Annotated in this window: 21 protein-coding genes and 1 pseudogene; 16 read left to right on the forward strand and 6 right to left on the reverse strand. The window is 41.4% G+C overall.

Annotated features, from left to right (window positions below; all coding sequences use genetic code 11):
• Position 1 precedes the first annotated feature (1 nt).
• The 3 genes from LCM09_RS09190 (at position 2) to LCM09_RS09200 (ending at position 4,039) form a co-directional block, all read left to right on the forward strand.
• Entirely contained in the window at positions 2–1,162 is a 1,161-nt protein-coding gene (locus tag LCM09_RS09190) for a serine hydrolase domain-containing protein (protein WP_224880851.1), read from the forward strand.
• Positions 1,143–1,280: a hypothetical protein gene (locus tag LCM09_RS09195; protein WP_224880852.1), complete on the forward strand. Its 138-nt coding sequence runs from the start codon at positions 1,143–1,145 to the stop codon at positions 1,278–1,280. The genes LCM09_RS09190 and LCM09_RS09195 overlap by 20 nt, the downstream gene beginning before the upstream one ends.
• Before the next feature lie 320 nt (positions 1,281–1,600).
• Positions 1,601–4,039, forward strand: a complete 2,439-nt coding sequence (locus tag LCM09_RS09200; protein ID WP_224880854.1) for a bifunctional diguanylate cyclase/phosphodiesterase — start codon at positions 1,601–1,603, stop codon at positions 4,037–4,039.
• A 57-nt stretch (positions 4,040–4,096) separates the two neighbouring features.
• Here the strand turns inward: LCM09_RS09200 and LCM09_RS09205 are convergent, their stop codons facing one another.
• The gene (locus LCM09_RS09205; RefSeq protein ID WP_224880856.1) at positions 4,097–4,321 is read right to left on the reverse strand and encodes a hypothetical protein; all 225 of its coding nucleotides are present in this window, start codon (positions 4,319–4,321) and stop codon (positions 4,097–4,099) included.
• Positions 4,322–4,464: 143 nt separating this feature from the next.
• Here LCM09_RS09205 and LCM09_RS09210 point away from each other — a divergent pair, with 143 nt between their 5' ends.
• Positions 4,465–4,836 (forward strand): VOC family protein, encoded by a 372-nt coding sequence (locus tag LCM09_RS09210; protein WP_224880858.1) that lies wholly within the window; start codon positions 4,465–4,467, stop codon positions 4,834–4,836.
• A gap of 144 nt (positions 4,837–4,980) precedes the next feature.
• Entirely contained in the window at positions 4,981–5,103 is a 123-nt protein-coding gene (locus LCM09_RS20750) for a hypothetical protein (RefSeq protein ID WP_263622903.1), read from the forward strand.
• A 67-nt stretch (positions 5,104–5,170) separates the two neighbouring features.
• Here LCM09_RS20750 and LCM09_RS20910 read toward each other — a convergent pair whose 3' ends face one another.
• On the reverse strand, positions 5,171–6,952 hold the full coding sequence (locus LCM09_RS20910) for a M3 family oligoendopeptidase (protein ID WP_224880860.1): 1,782 nt from the start codon (positions 6,950–6,952) through the stop codon (positions 5,171–5,173).
• Positions 6,953–7,098: 146 nt separating this feature from the next.
• On the opposite strand from LCM09_RS20910, the gene LCM09_RS09220 reads away from it, so the two are divergent.
• Together LCM09_RS09220 and LCM09_RS09225 are read left to right on the forward strand one after the other, a co-directional pair.
• On the forward strand, positions 7,099–7,647 hold the full coding sequence (locus tag LCM09_RS09220) for a GNAT family N-acetyltransferase (RefSeq protein ID WP_224880862.1): 549 nt from the start codon (positions 7,099–7,101) through the stop codon (positions 7,645–7,647).
• Between the two features lie 10 nt (positions 7,648–7,657).
• Positions 7,658–8,101, forward strand: coding sequence for an NUDIX hydrolase (locus LCM09_RS09225; RefSeq protein ID WP_224880864.1), 444 nt, complete (start codon positions 7,658–7,660; stop codon positions 8,099–8,101).
• A gap of 78 nt (positions 8,102–8,179) precedes the next feature.
• Here LCM09_RS09225 and LCM09_RS20760 read toward each other — a convergent pair.
• Positions 8,180–9,070 (reverse strand): annotated as a pseudogene (locus LCM09_RS20760) (L-histidine N(alpha)-methyltransferase).
• The gene (gene egtB / locus LCM09_RS09240) at positions 9,067–10,353 is read right to left on the reverse strand and encodes an ergothioneine biosynthesis protein EgtB (protein WP_224880868.1); all 1,287 of its coding nucleotides are present in this window, start codon (positions 10,351–10,353) and stop codon (positions 9,067–9,069) included. Before egtB ends, LCM09_RS20760 begins: the two are co-directional and overlap by 4 nt.
• Positions 10,354–10,643: 290 nt before the next feature.
• On the opposite strand from egtB, the gene LCM09_RS09245 reads away from it, so the two are divergent.
• From LCM09_RS09245 to LCM09_RS09265, 5 genes are all read left to right on the forward strand, one after another.
• A complete protein-coding gene (locus LCM09_RS09245) occupies positions 10,644–11,123 on the forward strand; it encodes an NUDIX hydrolase (RefSeq protein WP_224880870.1) in 480 nt (159 codons plus the stop codon).
• Between the two features lie 438 nt (positions 11,124–11,561).
• The gene (locus LCM09_RS09250; RefSeq protein ID WP_224880872.1) at positions 11,562–12,101 is read left to right on the forward strand and encodes a competence protein ComK; all 540 of its coding nucleotides are present in this window, start codon (positions 11,562–11,564) and stop codon (positions 12,099–12,101) included.
• Between the two features lie 105 nt (positions 12,102–12,206).
• Positions 12,207–12,557, forward strand: a complete 351-nt coding sequence (locus LCM09_RS09255) for a DUF805 domain-containing protein (RefSeq protein ID WP_224880874.1) — start codon at positions 12,207–12,209, stop codon at positions 12,555–12,557.
• Positions 12,558–12,676: 119 nt separating this feature from the next.
• Entirely contained in the window at positions 12,677–13,465 is a 789-nt protein-coding gene (locus LCM09_RS09260) for a hypothetical protein (RefSeq protein ID WP_224880876.1), read from the forward strand.
• A gap of 33 nt (positions 13,466–13,498) precedes the next feature.
• Positions 13,499–13,936, forward strand: a complete 438-nt coding sequence (locus tag LCM09_RS09265) for a hypothetical protein (protein WP_318246505.1) — start codon at positions 13,499–13,501, stop codon at positions 13,934–13,936.
• A gap of 58 nt (positions 13,937–13,994) precedes the next feature.
• On the opposite strand, the gene LCM09_RS09270 is transcribed toward LCM09_RS09265, so the two are convergent.
• Both LCM09_RS09270 and LCM09_RS09275 read right to left on the reverse strand, forming a co-directional pair.
• On the reverse strand, positions 13,995–14,840 hold the full coding sequence (locus LCM09_RS09270; protein WP_224880878.1) for an STAS domain-containing protein: 846 nt from the start codon (positions 14,838–14,840) through the stop codon (positions 13,995–13,997).
• Positions 14,841–15,028: 188 nt separating this feature from the next.
• The gene (locus tag LCM09_RS09275) at positions 15,029–15,913 is read right to left on the reverse strand and encodes a TetR/AcrR family transcriptional regulator (protein WP_224880880.1); all 885 of its coding nucleotides are present in this window, start codon (positions 15,911–15,913) and stop codon (positions 15,029–15,031) included.
• A gap of 194 nt (positions 15,914–16,107) precedes the next feature.
• Between LCM09_RS09275 and LCM09_RS09280 the strand changes: the two genes are divergently transcribed.
• The 4 genes from LCM09_RS09280 to LCM09_RS09295 all read left to right on the forward strand — a co-directional run bounded on the left by LCM09_RS09280 (position 16,108) and on the right by LCM09_RS09295 (position 20,193).
• The gene (locus tag LCM09_RS09280) at positions 16,108–17,586 is read left to right on the forward strand and encodes an MDR family MFS transporter (protein ID WP_224880882.1); all 1,479 of its coding nucleotides are present in this window, start codon (positions 16,108–16,110) and stop codon (positions 17,584–17,586) included.
• Positions 17,587–17,682: 96 nt separating this feature from the next.
• The gene (locus LCM09_RS09285) at positions 17,683–18,027 is read left to right on the forward strand and encodes a PadR family transcriptional regulator (protein ID WP_224880884.1); all 345 of its coding nucleotides are present in this window, start codon (positions 17,683–17,685) and stop codon (positions 18,025–18,027) included.
• Complete coding sequence (locus tag LCM09_RS09290) at positions 18,014–18,973, forward strand: HAAS signaling domain-containing protein (protein WP_224880887.1); 960 nt, start codon at positions 18,014–18,016, stop codon at positions 18,971–18,973. Before LCM09_RS09285 ends, LCM09_RS09290 begins: the two co-directional genes overlap by 14 nt.
• Before the next feature lie 62 nt (positions 18,974–19,035).
• Positions 19,036–20,193, forward strand: coding sequence for an iron-containing alcohol dehydrogenase (locus LCM09_RS09295; RefSeq protein WP_224880889.1), 1,158 nt, complete (start codon positions 19,036–19,038; stop codon positions 20,191–20,193).
• Positions 20,194–20,282: the final 89 nt, after the last annotated feature.

The following is a 20,282-nucleotide window of genomic DNA, read 5'->3' on the forward strand; positions in this document are numbered from 1 at the left end:
TATGACTGAGGAAACCAAAGCTAGGAAGTTTGAAGAGCTTTTTCGCTATTTAACGGAAGAAAAAATGTTCAATGGTAGTGTTGTCGTTTGTGAGAATGGAAGTCCGGTGTATATGAACCGTAATGGAATCGCTGCTTTAGAAAAGAGTGAGCCAATTACGAAACATTCGCGTTTTGATATCGCGTCTCTTTCAAAATCTTTTACAGCAATGGCGATTATGATATTGAAGGAGCAACAGAAATTAAGCTTTGATGATGCTCTATCGAAACATTTATCAGATCTACCTTATCAAGACATTACGATCAGGAATGTGTTGACGCATACTTCAGGGCTTCCGGATTACATAGAATGGTTTGAGGAAAATTGGGATCGAAGTAAGATCGCTTCAAATGAAGATGTTCTAGATTTATTCCTTAAGGAGCATAAGCCTTCCCTTCTTTTTGAACCTGGTGAGAAGTGGGAGTACAGCAATACGGGCTACATCTTGCTTGCTGAAGTAATAAAGAATGTGTCAGGAGTTACATACGATGAATTTCTAGAGAACAACATTTTTCGTCCGCTAGGAATGGAACATACAGCTCCTTTGTCTCGACGAATAATGAAGACCTCGGACAACCTCGCCATAGGATACATCTATGACCGAAAGAAAGATGAATATCAGATTCCAGATGGTATCGATGAACATAGCTATGTGTACTTTATAGATGGTGTTCGTGGGGATGGTGTGATCAACACGACCGCAGAAGACTTACATAAATGGGATCGAGCACTTTATTCGGAATTGTTAATAGAGGAAGAAACGAAAAATGAGGCGTTCAACCCTGCTGTTTTAAAAGACGGTTCAGAATATGGGTATGCCATTGGCTTACATCCTGACAACGAAGCGGGGTATGGATTCGGGTGGTCTGTAGAAAAAAGCGAGTATGGCAAAATAATTTCTCACGGGGGATATTGTGCCGGGTTTCATTCCTTCTTGATTCGATACGCTGAATCCGATCAATCGATCATCTACCTTAGCAATCGTGATCACGTTAATTTTGATGATAATAAAATCCATCATGATATTGTGTTACAGATGGAGAATATTCTTTTTGGAAAAGACGTTAGGTTACCAACTTTTCCTGTTGCAGAAGAGAGTTCTAATGAAATTAACACGGTTTGAGCTTCAATACACTGGAGTTGAAGACATCTGTCTTAATGCAGGGGGAAATGATGAAGCTAAGAATCAGAGTAACAGAAACCACCTGTTTAACGCATATGAGCTAGATCAGAAAAAGTAATCTAACTTTTCGTTACAACCTATACTAGTTTGAATGCCCTGTAAAAAATACAGGGCATTTTGTTTGTTTTTCATGGTAGAATATGGATTGGTGTTGGAATATAGGATACAGCTTGTTTTGAAAGATGGAAGCTTGCATTTGAAGCAGATGTTCACTCATCTTACATATAAAATAGTAGCTACGAAGAACAAATGGTAAAATTAACTTCTGATAATAGATTATGAGAAAAGAATTGGTCTCTCATAATGAAATAGAGTTTGATTTATATTTCAATAACGTGTAGTTCATATTAACGTGTATCTTAGGGGAGAGAATTTTATATGGGGGATCAGTTTGGACAGTATAATGTTTGGTTAGTGTCACTGTCTTTTGCAGTAGCAGTCTTGGCAGCATTCACTTCGTTACAGATTGCTAGCCGGCTACTTGGCTCTAAAGGAAAAGATCGAATGATATGGATCGCTATGGGGAGCCTTACTTTAGGGGCTGGCATTTGGTCTATGCATTTCGTTGCCATGCTCGCTTATGACACAAATATGCTCGTTACGTACGACCCGTTATTTATGTCTATTAGTATTCTTCTATCGATTACGTCTAGTGCCATTGCGTTTTATGTAATCAGTTTAGAAATTAATAAAACAAGTACTCATCTAGTCGTGTCTAGTCTGATTGGTATGGGCATCATTTCGATGCATTATATTGGAATGGCGGCTATGCAGATGCCCGCTACTATTTCATACGATGCTGGACTTGTATCGCTCTCCGTCTGCATTGCGTTTATCGCTTCTTTCACTGCGTTAAAGCTTTTCCTATCGTATGCTCAAACGGATAGCGGCAAATGGAGGGTATGGACAAGTTCGTTCATCATGGGTGTGGCTATATCTGGTATGCACTATACAGGTATGGCCGCAGCTTCCTTTCATGGAACGAGTGTAGCAAAGCCCCCTCAATTACAGACAAGTGTTGATCAATCAACCTTAGGGTATCTTGTTGTAGGTGGCGTTTTATTGATTATGGCCTTTTCCGTTATCATGATTAAATACCAATCGAGGATAGAAGATAGCAATCATCGCTTTCATATCATGGATCGGATGCATCGATCTATTATCGAATCAGCCAATGATGCCGTCATTACAGCTGACCACAAGGGGAAGATATTATCGTGGAACAAAGCTGCTGAAACAATCTTTGGTTATCGAGCGAAAGAAGTCATTGAGCAACCTCTCAAGACAATCATGCCATCTGGTTTTCGAGTGGCGCATCAAAATGGACTTGAGAGATATCAAAAAACACAAGAAAAAAGAGTGATTGGGCAAACTGTGGAACTTGAAGGATTACATAAATCGGGCCGCACTTTTCCGATCGAACTATCATTATCAACGATTAACGACGGGGAGCGTGCTTATTTTACTGGAATTATTCGAGATATCACAGAACGTATTGAAAGCCAAAAGCGAATTGAAGAACTGGTCTATCGCGACGACTTAACTCATTTGCCAAACAGAAGGATGCTTCATGATCACTTGTCTTCCTGTATTGAACAAGCCGTCAATCATCCACAAACCATAGCAGTCATGTTTCTAGACTTAGACCGATTTAAACAAATTAATGACGTATTTGGGCATCGTGTTGGAGATGAGTTATTGAAAGAGATCGCGAGGCGAACCCAGTCTTGTCTCGCGAAGAAAGATTTATTAGCAAGGCAAAGTGGGGATGAATTCGTGGTTGTGCTTCCTCATACGAGTGAATTTCAAGTTGGTAATGTCGCTAAGGAAATTATAAAAGTCATTTCTGAACCTTTCCTCTTCGAAAAGTTAGAACTCTATACCTCTACATCAATAGGGATTAGCCTATATCCTGGAGATGGTACAACTGCGGATACGTTATTAAAGCATGCAGATACGGCGATGTATGAAGCTAAGAAAGAAGGAGGAAGTCAGTACTCCTATTTTACTAACGAGATCAATAGTGTGATCTCAAGAAAAATGTTGCTTGAAACGGGTTTGCGTAAGGCGATCGAGAGAGAAGAGTTGCAAGTTTATTATCAACCGCAAGTCAATGTAACGACACAGAAGGTCATCGGATTTGAAGCCCTCGTCCGTTGGAATCATCCTACCCTTGGTCTTGTCTCACCCTATGAATTTATTCCTTTGGCAGAAGAGACTAACTTAATTATTCCTATGGGAGAGTGGATTTTAAGAACATCATGCGTCCAGTTTAAAAAATGGTTGGAAGAGGATGAGACCCTGAACCATATATCAGTAAATATATCCGCATTACAGTTCAGACAACCGAACTTCGCTGAGGTAGTTGAGACGATCTTAAGTGATACGAACTTGGATGCATCTTACTTAGAACTTGAATTAACAGAAAGTGTTGTTCAGGAACCTGAACGAGCGATTCCCATCATGCTTCGTTTGAAGAAGATGGGCGTGAAGCTATCTCTTGATGATTTTGGCACAGGGTATTCTTCGCTTAGTTACTTAAAAGACTTTCCGCTTGATACTTTGAAAATTGATAAGTCATTCACTCAAGCTATTCATGAGAGCTCGAAGGATAAAGCCGTTGTAGAAACCATTGTCCATATGGCGTTAAACCTTGGTTTAAATGTGATCGCAGAAGGAATCGAAACCACAGAACAATTGGATCATATCATTGAAAGCAAATGTCACGAGTACCAAGGATATTTGTGTAGTCCCCCTCTCCCACACAATCATATCGAAGAGCAGTTTATAAAAAGGGGAGTGAATTCTCTTAAGTGAAACCATTCATAGGTAAGCACTGGATATTAAAAAGTCCCTCCGTAAAGGGACTTTATCTTAGTATAGCTGCTGTTGATTTTGACATGGTGGAAATCCATTTATATCTTGAATCATATTGAAATCATATTGCTTCAAGGCGAATTGTGATTGATACAAGTATTCCATCACAAGAACCTTCCCTTGAGATGTACCACATAATACCCCTGACGTTCCCTGTCCGTTCGTTAATGAAATTCCAACAGGCTGACCGATTAAATATTGTATTTTTTGATGCCACGGCATAGTCAACACTCCTTCACACCCATCTTATTTGTGGAGAATAAATGGGTGCCTGTATAGATAAAAGAAGGAGTGACACACTTTCTATTGAATAAGAGGTAGTGAAAGGTGATTAACACCAAAATACATATTTAATAGGAGGAATTATGAACTTAGGAGCGTTCTCGATCAGTTTAAATGTGAAGGACCTTGAGAAATCGAAAGCCTTTTATGAAAAACTTGGATTTGATCCATTAGGTGGAGATATGTCACACAATTACCTCATCATGAAGAACGGTAACACCGTCATCGGTTTGTTTCAGGGAATGTTTGAGAAGAACATTCTAACGTTCAATCCTGGGTGGGACGAAAATGCTCAAAACCTGGATTCGTTCACAGACATTCGCGATCTTCAAAAACACCTGAAGGAAAACGGCATCGAACTGATGTCAGAAGCTGATGAATCAACTGAAGGTCCAGCGAGCATCACGCTCGAAGATCCTGATGGTAATCCAATCCTTCTTGACCAACATAGGTAATTCCACCTGTAAGCAGTTCAGTTTAGGAGTATCTTACACGATATCCTACCGGACTGCTTTTTTCATTTTGTTATTGAAGAGGATCTGTAAGGTATAATGGGGGAAGCGTTCAATTGAAGGCAGATTAGGCAGGAGGCTAGTAAGATGGGTTTAGTTTACATAGGTGTCTTTTTTGCGGGATTAGGAGTCTTTTTTGTTGGTATCGCTTCACTGTGGGGCGTCTCACTTTATGATAAGAAAAATCGGATGGTGAAGAAGAAAGATTAGAAGAATAGCTAACAAAAGCCACGTACAACAATACGTTGTACGTGGCTTTTGTAGTATTGAACAAAGACTAGTTCACATACTTATCCGTAAGGCTAATAAACTGTTCGATCGCTTCATTGATTGGTTTGATCGCCTTTTCCCAGAACTCTTTCTTTGAGAGATCCTGATTAAGGAACGTGGCACCTAGTTCTTCAATCGGCATTTTACCAGTATGGCGAAGAAGTTCTACGTATTGGTTATGAAAATCCTTATCGTCCTTCTTCGACTCCACGTAAATGCCGTTACTAAAGAGGTAGCCAATGCTGTACGAAAGGGTATAGAACGGTTTTTCTGGAGTGTAGAAATGACTGATCGTCATCCAGTTATAAGGGTTGTACTCTCGTAATGCGTTAGTCGTCCAGCGCTTTTCTGTTTCGACCATAAGATTCGAAATCTCATCCGCACTTACCTTTTCCTGTTTGCGTTTTTCATAGAACTGCTGTTCAAAATCGAATGTGTACGGTATGGATGAGATGTATTTATTTGCATTTGAGATCTTCATTTCGAGAAGAGACAGCTGATCTTCTTCTGTTGGAGCATGTTCAATCGCTGCGTCTAAAACAAGGTTTTCTACGAAAGTGGATGCAGTCTCTGCTAGAGCTGATCCCGTTTCTTGAGTGAAAGCTGCTTCACTTTGGAGAATCATATTGTGATAAGCATGCCCTATTTCGTGCGCTAGTGTAACGACATCTTGATAATTTCCTTCGAATGAAAGGAGGATGCGGCTTTGACCTTCTAAAGGCATCGCTGCACAAAAAGCACTGAAGTCTTTGTTCTTTCTAGGTTCAGCGTCAATCCACTGTTCTCGGAAGGCGCGCTCAGCGAATGCCCCCATCTCTTCACTAAAAGTTTGGAACTGTTTTGTCACGATTTCAGCAGCTTCTTCATAGTCGATACTAGATTTAGAAGAGAAGAATGGGAGATCGATGTCAAAGTAACTGAGTTGATCGAGTCCCATTAGCTCAGCTTTCCTTTTTAAGAACTTTTGGTGGTGCTCACGGTTCTCTCTGAGCACATCCATCATGCTTGAGACGGAACCTTCCTTAATTCGATTCTTTTCATAGAATTCAGCTTGCGTATGTTCGATTCCTTTTAGCTTATATGTATCGAGTCGAAACCCAGCAAAGTGATTGAAGATCGATGCAAAACTCTCTTTGTGTTGTATAAGGGTGGTCTGTATGGCTTTGTTTGCAACGATTCGTTTTTTGCGGTCTTGGTCGAAAAAGGCCTGGATGTAAGCGTCATATAAAGGGATATTCTTCGTCTCATCGCCATCTTGCATTTGTACTTCAAGACTATAGAAGAGCTGTTCGTAATGGTCTTCCCAACCTTTTATTCCATTGATCGAGAGGGTGTTTATGGCGTTTTCGATCTTCTGTGGTAGTTTATTGCTTTTTTGTTTCTCTTGAAGGTACGACCTGATTGATTGAAGAGCATCGCTGTCTAATAATTGGTTCCATTCTTCTTCACTTAAGGTAGCATAGAATCCATCTAGCTCTGCTTCTAACGTTTTCACCATAACTTGAAGTTGTTTACTTCTGTCCATTAGCTTCATGGCTTCTTGATCGTGAATATCTTCAGATGAGAGACAGATGCAATATTCGTCGATTTGGAAAGCGAGTAGAATGACGTTCTGAACTTTATCCAACAGCTGTACGATCTCTTTTGTAGGTAGAGGTGGTTGCAGTTGATCGATTAAAATAGGAATCTCACTTTCTAGCTGTGAGAACTGTTGTAATAGCTTTTCTGATTGTTTTCCCCCTGGATAGATCGTATCTAAATCCCATGTTTTCGTTAATGTGTGTTCCACTATTGTATCCCCCTTTAATAAACGCTATCTCTTACATTACTAGAAATAGGAAAAAATTTCATGTATTTGAAAGAAAATTACGATAGTTTTGTATATACCAGAGACATTGGATATACTCGTGATAACTTAGAAAGGGAGGGGAAGTTGTGAAAGAGTTTACACCGATACAAAGTTCGCGGTTGTTGCTAAGACCATTTAAAGAGTCTGACCTGGACGCGTTCGTCGCCTATCGTGCTGATCCTGAGGTCGCGCGGTACCAGTCGTGGGAATCGTATACAAGAGAAGAGGGAATCGCGTTCTTTGAAAGTATGGCAAAAGCTCGTTTTAATGCGCCTGGAGAGTATTTTCAGATTGCATTCGAGCGAAAGGATACGAATGAAATGATCGGGGATTGCGTTGTACACCCGTTAGCTGAAGATGCTCGACAGGTCGAAATCGGATTTACGTTAGCAAAGCGTTTTCAGGGGAAAGGTTATGCACACGAAGCATTGACGACGCTTTTGACCTATTTGTTCGATGAGCTCAAGAAACATCGCGCTTTTGCGGTTACGGATGTAAAAAATGAAGGATCGATCAAGCTGCTAGAAAACCTTGGAATGAGACGAGAAGGGCATTTCATTGAAAATATCTGGTTCAAAGGTGAATGGGGAAGTGAGTATTTGTATGCCATTTTAAATAAAGAATGGAAGAGATAGGGGGAACACAATGGACTATGTAAAAAACTTAAGAGAACTCGTCGGGCATAGGCCTCTGATTTTACCAGGTGCTGTCGTCATTATTATCAATGAAAACAATGAACTGCTCCTGCAGCATCGAAAGGACGGAGGCTGGGGATTACCGGGAGGACTCATGGAACTTGGTGAGAGCCTTGAAGAGACGGCTAGGAGAGAGATAAAAGAAGAAACCGGATTAGAAGTTGGTAGTCTTAAGCTTCTCGATGTCTTTTCTGGTGAGGATTACTACTTCAAAGTTTCGAACGGTGATGAGCTTTATTCGGTTACAGCGGTGTATGTCACAAAAGATGTTCAAGGTACACTGAAAGTGGATCGATCAGAGTCTTTGGAAATGGACTATTTTCAGTTTGATAATCTACCAGACGGTTTGACGAAAGAGTATCGAACGTACATAGAATCATATAGTAATAAGTAGAAGAGAGAGCGGTGATATTGGTGAAGATTGAAAGAGAGCGGAGCGGAACTCAACTATTCGCTCTCTTTAGTATCTCTACTATTCAACTTTTAAATAATGAATGCTGAACAATTGATCCTGATCGGTCCAGGTTTCTTCTGGTAAAAAACCTGAAGCTGTTGCAAGCTTCTGAAACTCATCGATACTATATTTATAGGAATTCTCTGTATGGATCGTTTCATGTTCCTTGAAGGGCACTGTGACATCACCGATCGTTACGTTTTGATTAGTGGTGCTGATGAGGTGCATTTCGATTCTCCCCATCGGCGCGTTGTAGTACGCGTAGTGCTGAAACTGATCAAGGTTAAAGTCAGCGCCGATTTCACGGTTTAAATGAGTCAGCATGTTGAGGTTGAATCGTGCTGTCACTCCTTTTTTGTCGTTGTATGCTTGATGGAGTACTGCAGGTGTTTTCTTCATATCGACACCAATCAATAGACCGTCTCCTGGTGAAAGGAGACTCGATACGTTTGAAAGAAATGCATGTGCTTCTTCTTTCTCAAAATTTCCGATTGTTGATCCAGGAAAGAAGACGGTTTTCTTTATAATCGGAAGATAGCTGATCTGATGATTCTTCCAAAAATGATTTTGCAATGTCGATCGGTACGTACTCAGAAATCATGCCAGTTTCAAGTAATAAACGAATCTTCCTGCTCGCACCGCTACCGAACTCGATAATCGTCGAGCCGTGACCAATGCAACGGATAATCTCATCGAGTGAACGTTCCATAATTGAAAGCTCGGTTCTAGTAGGATAATAGTCTTCTAGCTTGTGATTTCTTCAAATAGTTCTGATCCTTTTTGGTCATACAAGAACTTTGGTTGTAAGAATTTCTGTCGAGCTGTTAAGCCTTCAATCGCTTCTTCAAAACGGTCACTTTCTCTCGGTAGCTGGTCGATAATTCGTAGTTTCGATTTTGTATTGATCATCTCACGTCTCCTGCAAGACGTATTCCAGTAAATTGCCAGCGTTTTTCAGGCCCGAAGAAATTACGATATGTGGGTCGAATATGAGATTGAGACGTGACGCAAGATCCTCCCCGTAAAATCATTTGACTGCTCATAAATTTAGCGTTGTATTCTCCAAGTGCACCATCGAGCGGTTTGTTGCCTGGGTAAGCCATGTATGGACTTTTCGTCCACTCCCACACATCTCCGTACGCTTTCTTGATCAGCCCTTCATCTTTTTTAGTAGCTGCTACAGGGTGGTAAATCCCATCTTCCACAAAGTTACCTGATATGGGCTGGTCACGAACCGCAACTTCCCATTCAGCTTCAGTTGGAAGACGTTTTCCAGCCCAGCTTGCGTACGCTTCTGCTTCATAATAGCTGATATGTGTGACGGGTTCTTCGTTGTTAACGGGTACGAAGCCATGTAGCGTGAATGTGTACCACGCTCCATCTTTCTTCTCCCAATGCAGTGGAGCTTTCCAACCTTCATTTTTCACGGTTGTCCATCCATCGGAAAGCCAGAATTCCGCTCGTTCGTATCCGCCATCTTCCATAAATGCTAGGTATTCTTCGTTCGTTACGGTTTTAGTCGCAAGCTCATACGGCTCTAGCCACACTTTATGTACCGGGCGTTCGTTATCGAAAGAGAAATCATCCCCTTCATCGATTCCGATTTCGACAAGTCCACCATTAAAAGACGCCCATTCTAAAGGAGTGGCTTCGCTGTGAGTCTTAGCTTTTCGGTCACGATAGACAGGCTTCAAAGGATTGATCGAGAAGTTATATTTAATATCTGTCATAAGAAGTTCCTGATGCTGCTGTTCATGGTGTAAGCCAATCTCAATTAAGCCAGCAACTTCAGCTAGTTTTGTTTCATCTAAGCTCTGGATCAAAGTCTCTATTTCTTCGTCGATATCTTTTCGATACTGTTTTACTTTATTGATACTTGGACGACTTAATAGACCTCTCGCATGTCTCGGATAAAAGCTTCCAACGCTTTCGTAATAAGAGTTGAATAAATACTCGAATTCTTCGTGGAAGGATGAGTAGCTATCATTGTGTTTTTTTAATATAAAGGTTTCAAAGAACCATGTGGTGTGAGCCATGTGCCATTTTGGCGGGCTAACATCTGCATGAGATTGAATCGTATAATCTTCTGTTTCGAGTGGCTGGACGAGTGTAGTAGTCATTTCTCTGATCGTATGATAAGACGTTAGCAAAGCGTTGCGTAACTCAGTCGTTTCCATGGATTGTTGTACCATAAGTTCCTCCCCAAATCATTATCGTATTTGCCAAACATATTCTTGCATTCATAACTATTACACATTCACTCTCAAAATCCTGTTTTTCCAATGTGCGTGATAGGATATGTTACTGAACGTTTACATTTCTCACTTGTTCTAGATGGATCATTTTGGAATAATTAAGAGGGTAGTATCATTCACGTGGGAATAGGAGAAATGATGAGCAGCATCTATGATGAGCCTCTTTTCTCATTTTTAGGATTGGGTAATCGTAGAGCAAGATAGACGTTCGGTAGGGAGATGAAAAGGTGAGGTCAATCGTTGTAAACTGGGGCGAGTCACGGGTTTCGTTATCATGGCATGCGAGTAATACGCTTCCTCATAGGGAACTCATTACTAGCGTTCATGGGTTTTGTTTTAAAGATGGCAAGTTCCTGCTGGTCAAATTGAACGATCGAGGGTGGGACTTCCCAGGAGGTCATATTGAAGAGGGAGAAACGCCTGAAGAGTGCTTCCAGCGAGAGGCATTCGAGGAGGGGTATGTATCAGGTGCCTGTACGTTACTCGGCTCGATCGTTGTTGACCACAGGAACAATGATCAATGGGATGAATGGAGTCCTTATCCAAAGGTAGGGTACCAGGTCTTTTACAGCATGGCGATTACGGAGGTTCACCCTTTTGAAGGCAACTATGAATCAGGGGAAAGAATCTTTATCGATGCGAAAGACGTGAAGATGTATTATTCGAAATGGAACGATGTTTATCAAGACATATTAGATGGAATCTAAGCGTAGGCTGGCTGCTGAGGAAAGGCGGGCAGCTTTTTTGTGTTTTTTATGAAGGCAATTATTATACACTTGTTTTTACTAAAAGCAAGATGGGATTTATAGGGGTATTGATCTTTTTTCACCCGAAATAAAATAGGGAAATTCTACCTAAAAAACTATTCCTAAATTTCAGATAGTTCATTATAATCGAATTAGGGGGTGTGAAAATATAGCAGAAAAGAAAATGTTAAACAAAGGGAGTTGGGGATCCTCATGTTCACATGAGGGTTTTAAAGTGTGCGTAAGTGTAATAACTATAGGAAGAAAATGTTCCTTGCGCATGAATACATAAGAGCCCTCTGAATGCCAATCCTGGTAAGACAACATTCAGAGGGGTTCGAAGGTTTAAAAAACCAACTTCCTTAAGTATACCGCTTCTCACTCGTAAGGGGAACTGAAATGAACCGAAGGACGTGTGATTATGTTGGCGATATTAATAGTGAAGGGAATCAGAGAACAATGATCGTATGTGAGGAAATTGTATTAGAATATGAAATAAGTCGAACAACAGAAGCGCTTTTGCCTGCGAAAGAATTTTTACATGATACGAGAATATATGACCGCTCAGGTGTTTATTTATCAAAAAAATCGCAGATCGATTTGATTTGTGATGCTTGTCTTGAAGGTGGTTCGACCTATGATGGACGAAGAAAGGCGATGGTGTATCATCTGAAATATGAACACCAAACGCCGATCGTCATCTCCACGGCGAACGGCATTTGCGCATTTCCAACAGAGTCACCCGACAACCTTGATTGCTTTTGGATCTTCTATCATCACGTGAGAAATATGATGCCTCTTTCTAAACATAGCACGATCGTTCATTTCCATAGTGGTTTGAAATTAGAAGTACCTGTCTCATATGCAAGATTGCAAAAGCAGATGGAAAGGATGGGGCGCTGCATCAGTCACTATTCCAATAATCCGGTGTATTGTTAATCCACTTTGCTTACTATTAAAAAGTGGTACATTCCTCTTCTCCTGAATATATATTGTTTTAGGTATGATTATAATCAACTTTGTGAGACAGAGGGGGGAATGAAGATGAGCTGGTATTGTAAGGTGCTTAAGGAGTATGTGAACTTCAAAGGTAGAGCTCGTCGAAAAGAGTATTGGATGTTCTTTCTTGTTCACGTGATTATTTGTGCTCTTCTTTCGTGGATTCAAACCGCTGCTGATTTCGGTGTGGTACTGACTACTATTTATTCGCTAGCTGTTGTTTTACCAGCGTTAGCAGTTGCAGTAAGACGCTTACACGATACAGGGAAGAGTGGTTGGTGGGTGCTGATTTCATTCGTTCCAATCGTTGGTTCGATCATCTTGATCGTCTTCCTCGTGCTCGATAGTGTGGATGACAATAAGTATGGAGCAAATCCAAAGACTGCTCAAATATAACGACATCGTAAAGCTGTCAGTATCATGTACTGGCAGTTTTTTTTGTGTTTGAAAAGGATAATTTCTCTTGATTGTTGTGAGAATAGAAAGTGACAGAAAAAATAGAGGATGTTCTGAACATGGACAACTATTCGAACGATAATACGGCAAGGCGATACAGGGCCTTTGTAAGCATATGGGGCACAACACAATTGCATTTACGAAATCCATACGTAATTGCCTGGTGGTCAGTTGCGTTTCCCGGATTCGGTCATTTGCTGCTGTCAAAATATTTAAGGGGATTTGTATTGTTTGCATGGGAAGTTGTTGTAAATATGAATGCTCATGTTAACACGGCTATGATTTATTCGTTTCAAGGTGAAATTCAATTAGCAAAAGAAGCTCTAGATACACGTTGGCTTTTAATTTACATACCCGTCTATATTTTTGCGATATGGGATAGCTACCGGACTACAGTAGATTTGAATAAAGTATATTTGTTGGCCGATATGGAGGATCATCGCATGAACACGTTTAGTCTTGGGGCGTTTGAAATCAATTACTTAGATAAACGAAATCCAGTAATGGCAGCACTATGGTCCTTGTTGATGCCAGGTCTTGGACAAATGTATCTTCATCGGATCGTAACGGCCTTTTTTATCATTGTTTGGTGTGTGACATTTTTCTATTTCTCCCATGTGCTCGAGGCAATCTCTTTGCTCTTTCTCGGAGACATAAAAGAAGCAACAAATGTTCTTAAACCTGATTGGCTGTTAATGATTCCTTCTCTTTATGGATTTGCAATATATGATGCTTACGTTAATACAGTAGAAAACAATAAGCTCTATAAAAAAGTACAAAGGGGATATCTTATTCAAACATACCAATCTCAAGGATTTGTAGTTAAGAAAGGAAAGAAACTGATATGAGCGCCATGCAAATTTTCTCTACTTTTGAAAATCATGCTTATCTTGAAAATCGCAATCTCAAATCTTGAGAAACAAGGGATTCATCGAGAAAAAATTTATGCAGTACCGCTCGATAAACGAGCAGAAACAAGGAAAATATTCGATTCTCTTCATTACTCGGACGGTGTTTCCCTAATCGATATAGGGTTGCCACTTGCAACCGCATTTTCAGTCGTAACAGCAAGTGTGGGTTTTGAATTAGACTGGGGACCTATTTATTGGGGGCTTATTGGTGCAGTAACTGGTTTTCTTTTAGGTTTATTAATAAGATTAGTGATACTTTGGAAAACGGAAAAAAAAGAGACGCGATTAAAAGGAAAAAAGGCAGATGTTGTGTTGATTGTAGAATGTGAGAAATCGATGGGGGAAAAAGTGGAGAAAATACTGTGGGAGCATCTTGCCATGGGATTAGCGAAAGTGGAAAGTAATTGATGCTAGCTCAGAAGAATAAGAAGAAAGCTGTGAAGAGTTTCTCCACAGCCTGAAATTCCTAGTCTTCAGTTTCTTCGTTGCTTGACATCGCTTGAGCTAAGTTCGCTGAGATGTTCACATCTCCGAAATCGATACCAAGTTGGACGGCAGTTTGCGCAATTTCTGGGCGAATTCCAGATAGTGTCGTCGTCACGCCGATGAGCTTAAGCCCTGTGATCAACTGGAATATTTGCTGAGCGACCATCGTATCGACCATGAGAACACCAGAAAGGTCTAGGAATAAATGATCGACGCCTTTTTCAATACAGCCTGTTAAGGTGTTATCGATAATGGCAGTTGCTCGTTCATCATCGATGTCGCCAATAAGCGGTAGGAGCGCGCGGCCTTTTTGTAGCGAGATCAATGGAGAGCTTAAATCATTGATCGTCTTTTGTTGTTCTTCGATCTTCTTGTTGAGGTGTTCTGCTTTCCCTTCGAACACACGCATCATAACAATATCGAACGCATCAAAGATAACGGTTTTCCAGAGGTCCATCTTTTCCTGTGAAACAGGGTAGTCCTGTTCGTTGGCAAATTGCTGGATGTAGTTAATATACTGCTCACGAACTCGTAGAAACTCCCTCATAATCATGTGAGTGGGTGTCTTTATATGTTCTGGATCTGTTGCAATCTCCATGATCCATTCGTCAAATTCTTTGAAGAATTCTTCCTTTTCCATGACGAAAATTTTGCAAAGATGGTGATGGAAAGCCATGTTTTGAGCCTTTAGGTTCTCGATCACCCTTGGATCATTTGAAGAGTACACACCCTCGGGATCTGATTTATCAAGTGATTCATACCATTCTTCGGTAAGTTCTTCTGCTTTGTTTAGTAGAAATTCGTGGAGCTCCGTGTTTCGCTGCATATCATTTTCTCCTCTCGTACCTTCTCGATCTATTTGTTGTAACGGTCTTTTTCTTACTAGTTGTAAAATTACAGGGCGTTCGTTAGAAGACAAAATGATGTAGGATTACATATAAGTTCATATCATTCCTTCTCATGTTACTCAAGATAGAGCATTAGTGCAAACAAAAAAATAATAACAATAAGGGGTCAGGCACGTGCCTGACCCCCTATTATTTCTTCTATTTTCATTAAGTCTTCCGTTACCGATTCAGGAATCGTTGTTTGGAGTGTTGTGAGAGCGCTCTTCATCAAGTGATACCGCGGTTCATTAGACTGTGTGAATTCGTCTCGAATAAATTCAAGCAGCTCATAGTAATGAGAACAATCAGCTGATCCTTTTAATTTTTTCTTCATACAGAGTACGGCATAGTTAAGCTGTTCTTTTCGTGATTGATCTTTCAGTTCTGCATCTGGGAGCCAGTTTTTTAAATCATCTGGTTCGATCAGCTGTTCACCGCTATCTGTTACTTCTTTAACAATTTTCTCGATACGATTAACGGTATAGTTTACGACGAGTTGAATGTTCACAGTAGATCCATGCGTGCGCGCATAGTATTTTGTGTTTTGATGAAGGATGCCTAGAAACATGATGGCGCAATCCAAAAGGTATGGCTTCGAATCCACGCTGAATAGATCTTCAAAGCGATGGTAGACCCACTGAAGCATTCGCGCCTGACTTTCTTTAATGTATTCTTTTATATCTTCATCCGGTGAGAGAACAACTTCTTCAAATAAGGTAAGAAGACGATTCTTTCTGTTCGTATTCATCTGGGTTTCAATTTGCTTCTTGAAGACATCGATATTTGCGGCATCTTTTCCTGTCATCAAGCTATTTCGCTTCGTTTCCATCTCCTCGAGAAGTGATTTGAACAGCGCGATCAACAGCTCGTTTTTCGATGAAAAGTAGTTATAGAATGTTCCTTTTGAAATGTTTGTATAGTCGAGAATATCTTGGATCGAAGTTGCCTGAAAACCCCGATCAATAAATAGTTCATGAGCTTTTATAATAACCTGTTGCTTCCGATCGTTCATCTCATCATCACCCTGCGCTTGAATTTGGAGGTATACTACCTGTATAAAAATGATGATACATGATTTCTTTGTAAAGAACAAACGTGTATATACGTAGGGAGAGAAAGGTGTTGATTAAATTGAACCGATGGTATAAACTGTTCATAGTGAACTTGTGGTATAAAAATTGAACCAGAGGTATAGGAGAGGATCATATGAATGCAACGATGAATGAAACACCTCGTCCACAGTATGGGATTCTAGCAGTGCTCATCGTGGGAGCGTTCATTGCATTTTTGAACAATACATTATTAAATATAGCTCTGCCATCCATTATGGCAGATTTACAAGTCGGAACAGCGACAGTTCAGTGGTTAACGACAGGGTTTATGCTTGTGAATGGAATCATGATTCCTGCCACGGCTTTTTTAATTGAGAAATTTTCAGTACGGCGCTTGTTTCTTGCGGCGATGGGGCTGTTTGCGATCGGAACGATTGTTGCGGGGATGGCCGATGTCTTTCCTGTTTTATTAGGAGGGAGAATGCTTCAAGCATCAGGGTCAGCGATCATGATGCCGCTCTTAATGAACGTGATGCTCGTAAGTTTTCCGATTGAAAAACGAGGCGCAGCGATGGGTGTGTTCGGATTGATCCTGATGGCGGCACCGGCAATTGGGCCTACACTTTCAGGGTGGATCATTGAACATTACGATTGGAGAATGCTGTTTCACTTTGTCACTCCAATTGCGATTGGCGTCCTGTTGCTCGGCTTCTTTTTATTAAAGGATAAAAAAGATAAGGTCGTCTTAAAACTTGATATTCTTTCACTCGTTTTATCGAGTGCAGGTTTTGGTGGCATTCTTTACGGGTTCAGTTCAGCAGGAAGCAAAGGGTGGGATAGCCCGCATGTGACCGTCACGCTTGCAGTCGGTGTGATTTCACTAGTCACCTTTATCGTGAGACAGTCAAAACTAGAGCGACCGATGCTCAACTTCACGATTTTTAAATATCCGATGTTCGCGCTATCTTCTTCCATCACGATGGTCATCAACATGGCGCTGTTCTCAGGGATGTTACTTTTACCCATTTACGTACAGACAATCAGAGGCATATCGCCGTTTGACGCAGGAATTATGATGCTACCTGGGGCGCTTGTGATGGCCTTCATGTCACCGATAACAGGGCGGCTTTTCGATAAGTATGGTGGGCGTGTGCTTGCGATGACAGGTCTTACCATCACAGTTGTGACAACATACTTGTTCAGTACGCTTTCGTTAGAAACAACGTACACATACTTGATGGTTCTTCACGCGGTACGAATGTTTGGGATGTCTATGGTGATGATGCCGGTATCAACGAATGGCCTCAACCAGCTGCCAGCGAAATTCTATCCCCACGGTACAGCGATGAATAACACGCTGAACCAAGTTTCAGGAGCGATCGGAACGGCACTTCTCGTAACGGTCATGTCGACACAGACAGAATCGACTGCTTCAGAGCTATCTGTTACTGGTGCGGGTGAGCAGCAAATCATGATGAAGGCGATGCTTGAAGGCATTAATTTAGCATTCTTCGTAGCTACATTTATTGCGGGTGTGGCGCTCGTGCTGTCATTCTTCATTAGAAGACCAGGTAAAGTTGATAAGCCAGTAGTAGATGACAAAATTATGGTGAGGGGTCAGGCACGTGCCTGACCCCTCATTTATTTTCTCTTGCTGGTTTACACACATTACTGTATGATACATAGTATAGATAGTGTATGACATACAGTAATAGAAAGCAGTGATGGAATGACGTTGTTAAATTCCTTAGTAACCGAGCTCAGGAGAGGGACGCTGACGCTCGCCGTGCTCAGTCAGTTAAGGTCACCACAGTATGGGTATTCTCTCGTTCAGTCGCTTGAGAAGTCTGGAATTACTATCGAACAAAGCACCCTGTATCCACTTTTGCGAAGGTTAGAGAAACAGGAGCTTGTGACGAGTAGTTGGGATACATCCGAGAAGCGGCCGAGAAAGTATTACGTGTTGAGTGAATTTGGAACTGAAACCTACGAACAGTTAAAGGCTGAGTGGGAGAAGACGTCAGCGGAACTTCACTCCCTACTGAAAGGAGACGAATCAAGTGAGGTTGATTGAAGCGTATATTGGAGAAGTGACAAGAAGGTTACCTGAGAAAGAACGTGAAGATATTGCGCTAGAACTAAGGTCAACGATCTATGATACGCTGCCTGAGGATTACAGTGAGGAAGATGTGAAGGATACACTAAGTGAACTTGGAAGTCCCTTTATGCTAGCGAATGGGTATAAAAACTGGCCGATGCACCTCATTGGACCGAACTACTTCGAGTCGTACGTTTCATTGCTTAAACTCATTCTACCGATCGCGCTTCTCATTTCTTTTCTATCGCTTTTAACAGTAGATTTCATTGAACATTCTGGTGCACTTTCGTTAATGAGTATTTTCTGGATAACGCTTGGAAATGCGTTTGTTGTGTTCTTTGAAGTAACGTTACAAGTCCTGTTCTGGGTTACGCTTGGATTTGTAATCCTTGAGCGGACAGAACATAAGAAAGAAACGATCAAGAAATGGTCACCAGATGATTTAAAGAAATCACCGAGTTATTTAAGCGAGAACGCTGTTACAAAGAAAGAGGTGTTTTGGGACCTCTTTTGGACAGCTGCCATCACAGCTCTCTATTTTAATGCGTCAAACTTAATCGGCGTGATGAAAGATGGCGAGATGGTTGCACCGTTCTTTAACAATGATGTCTTGCTGTCGTATTGGCCGCTAGTTGTAGCTGCCGTTGTTGGTGAGGTGCTCCTCGCTGGATATAAACTATTTAGAGGAGTATGGACGAAGCCGATGGCGCTTCTTAATGCGCTACAGCTTGCTTTTTCGACGACAGTTTTTCTACTGATCGTTTTCAATAAAAACATCCTTCATTCGAAGATCATGTCGTACTTTCCATTACCAGAGCGTTATATTGAACGTTCCCTAACCATCACAGCGCTTATAGTTGTGGCGATTGTAATTATCGAAGCTTGGAAAGGGTTTAAGCGAGTGGGTCAGGCACGTGCCTGACCCCTACCAGACCCCTTATGTTAAACTAGCAAACGTAATCGAATTCAAACTGAGGTGTAACGATGAATACATTCCTACAATACAATCCAACAAAACTTTACTTTGGTAAAGGTCAGGTGGAACAGCTTTCATCTGAAATCAAAAAAGAATCGACTGTGCTTGTCGTCTATGGCGGCGGAAGCATTAAGAAAAACGGTGTTTATGATAACGTGATGGAGCAGCTTTATGCAGTCGGTGCAGACGTGCACGAGCTATCTGGTGTTGAACCAAACCCTAGATTAACGACAGTTCGTAAAGGTGTGGAAATCTGTAAGAGTGAAGGCATCGATTTTCTTTTAGCTGTAGGTGGCGGAAGCGTGATCGACTGTACGAAGGCAATCGCGATCGGCGCGAAGTACGACGGAGATGTTTGGGATCTTATCACACAGAAAGCTCCGATCGAAGACGCTCTACCAATCGGAACGGTGCTGACGTTAGCGGCTACAGGTTCTGAAATGAACTCTGTTTCAGTTATCACGAACTGGGAAACGAAAGATAAGCTAGGCTGGGGATCTGTCCACGTGTATCCGTCATTCTCGATTCTAGATCCACAGAATACGTTCTCTGTACCGGAAGATCAAACGGTATACGGTATTGTCGATAGCATGTCTCATGCACTTGAGCACTATTTCCATCGAACAGAAAATACGCCGATGATCGACGGATTCATCGAATCACTTCTTCGTACCGCGATTGAAACGGGGCCGAAGCTTGTAAGTGACCTACAATCTTACGAGCATAGAGAGACGATGATGTATATTAGTACGACTGCATTCAACGGTACGTTGATGAACGGTACAGACGGTGGCGACTGGGCAACGCATCGCATCGAGCATGCGATTTCTGCCGTGTATGATATTCCGCACGGTGGCGGACTTGCGATTCTCTTCCCAAACTGGCTTGAGCACGTTTTAGAAGAAGATCCTTCTCGTGTGAAGCAGCTTGCGGTGAACGTACTTGGCGTTGATCCTATAGGTAAGAGTGATAAAGAAGTAGCTTTAGAGGGTGCGCGTGCACTACGCGATTTCTGGAACTCAATCGGCGCGCCAAGCAAACTTGCTGATTACGACATCGACGACAGTGAGTTCGACTCGATTGTTGAGAAGACGTTTATCAAGCCTGGAGTGGGAACTTATAAAGAGCTTGATCGTGAAAGTGTTATGGATATTCTTGAGCGTTAGAAATAATTCATGGGGTGGTGTCTGTTCACAGGCACCACCCGTTTTTTGTCGATAGGAAAATGGGAATAGCATAGAGAAGGATAAATGGA

The organism is Guptibacillus algicola (assembly GCF_020171805.1).
GTDB classification, from domain to species: Bacteria; Bacillota; Bacilli; order Bacillales; family Guptibacillaceae; genus Guptibacillus; species Guptibacillus algicola.

Coding starts and splice junctions, on each gene's coding strand:
- LCM09_RS09255 (WP_224880874.1), top strand. CDS start 12,207: ATGAGCTGGTATTGTAAGGTGCTTAAGGAGTATGTGAACTTCAAAGGT.
- LCM09_RS09295 (WP_224880889.1), top strand. CDS start 19,036: ATGAATACATTCCTACAATACAATCCAACAAAACTTTACTTTGGTAAA.
- LCM09_RS09205 (WP_224880856.1), bottom strand. CDS start 4,321: ATGCCGTGGCATCAAAAAATACAATATTTAATCGGTCAGCCTGTTGGA.
- LCM09_RS09200 (WP_224880854.1), top strand. CDS start 1,601: ATGGGGGATCAGTTTGGACAGTATAATGTTTGGTTAGTGTCACTGTCT.
- egtB (WP_224880868.1), bottom strand. CDS start 10,353: ATGGTACAACAATCCATGGAAACGACTGAGTTACGCAACGCTTTGCTA.
- LCM09_RS09225 (WP_224880864.1), top strand. CDS start 7,658: ATGGACTATGTAAAAAACTTAAGAGAACTCGTCGGGCATAGGCCTCTG.
- LCM09_RS09285 (WP_224880884.1), top strand. CDS start 17,683: ATGACGTTGTTAAATTCCTTAGTAACCGAGCTCAGGAGAGGGACGCTG.
- LCM09_RS09210 (WP_224880858.1), top strand. CDS start 4,465: ATGAACTTAGGAGCGTTCTCGATCAGTTTAAATGTGAAGGACCTTGAG.
- LCM09_RS09280 (WP_224880882.1), top strand. CDS start 16,108: ATGAATGCAACGATGAATGAAACACCTCGTCCACAGTATGGGATTCTA.
- LCM09_RS09275 (WP_224880880.1), bottom strand. CDS start 15,913: ATGAACGATCGGAAGCAACAGGTTATTATAAAAGCTCATGAACTATTT.
- LCM09_RS09195 (WP_224880852.1), top strand. CDS start 1,143: ATGAAATTAACACGGTTTGAGCTTCAATACACTGGAGTTGAAGACATC.
- LCM09_RS09190 (WP_224880851.1), top strand. CDS start 2: ATGACTGAGGAAACCAAAGCTAGGAAGTTTGAAGAGCTTTTTCGCTAT.
- LCM09_RS09265 (WP_318246505.1), top strand. CDS start 13,499: ATGCTTATCTTGAAAATCGCAATCTCAAATCTTGAGAAACAAGGGATT.
- LCM09_RS09250 (WP_224880872.1), top strand. CDS start 11,562: ATGAACCGAAGGACGTGTGATTATGTTGGCGATATTAATAGTGAAGGG.
- LCM09_RS20750 (WP_263622903.1), top strand. CDS start 4,981: ATGGGTTTAGTTTACATAGGTGTCTTTTTTGCGGGATTAGGAGTCTTT.
- LCM09_RS09260 (WP_224880876.1), top strand. CDS start 12,677: ATGGACAACTATTCGAACGATAATACGGCAAGGCGATACAGGGCCTTT.
- LCM09_RS09270 (WP_224880878.1), bottom strand. CDS start 14,840: ATGCAGCGAAACACGGAGCTCCACGAATTTCTACTAAACAAAGCAGAA.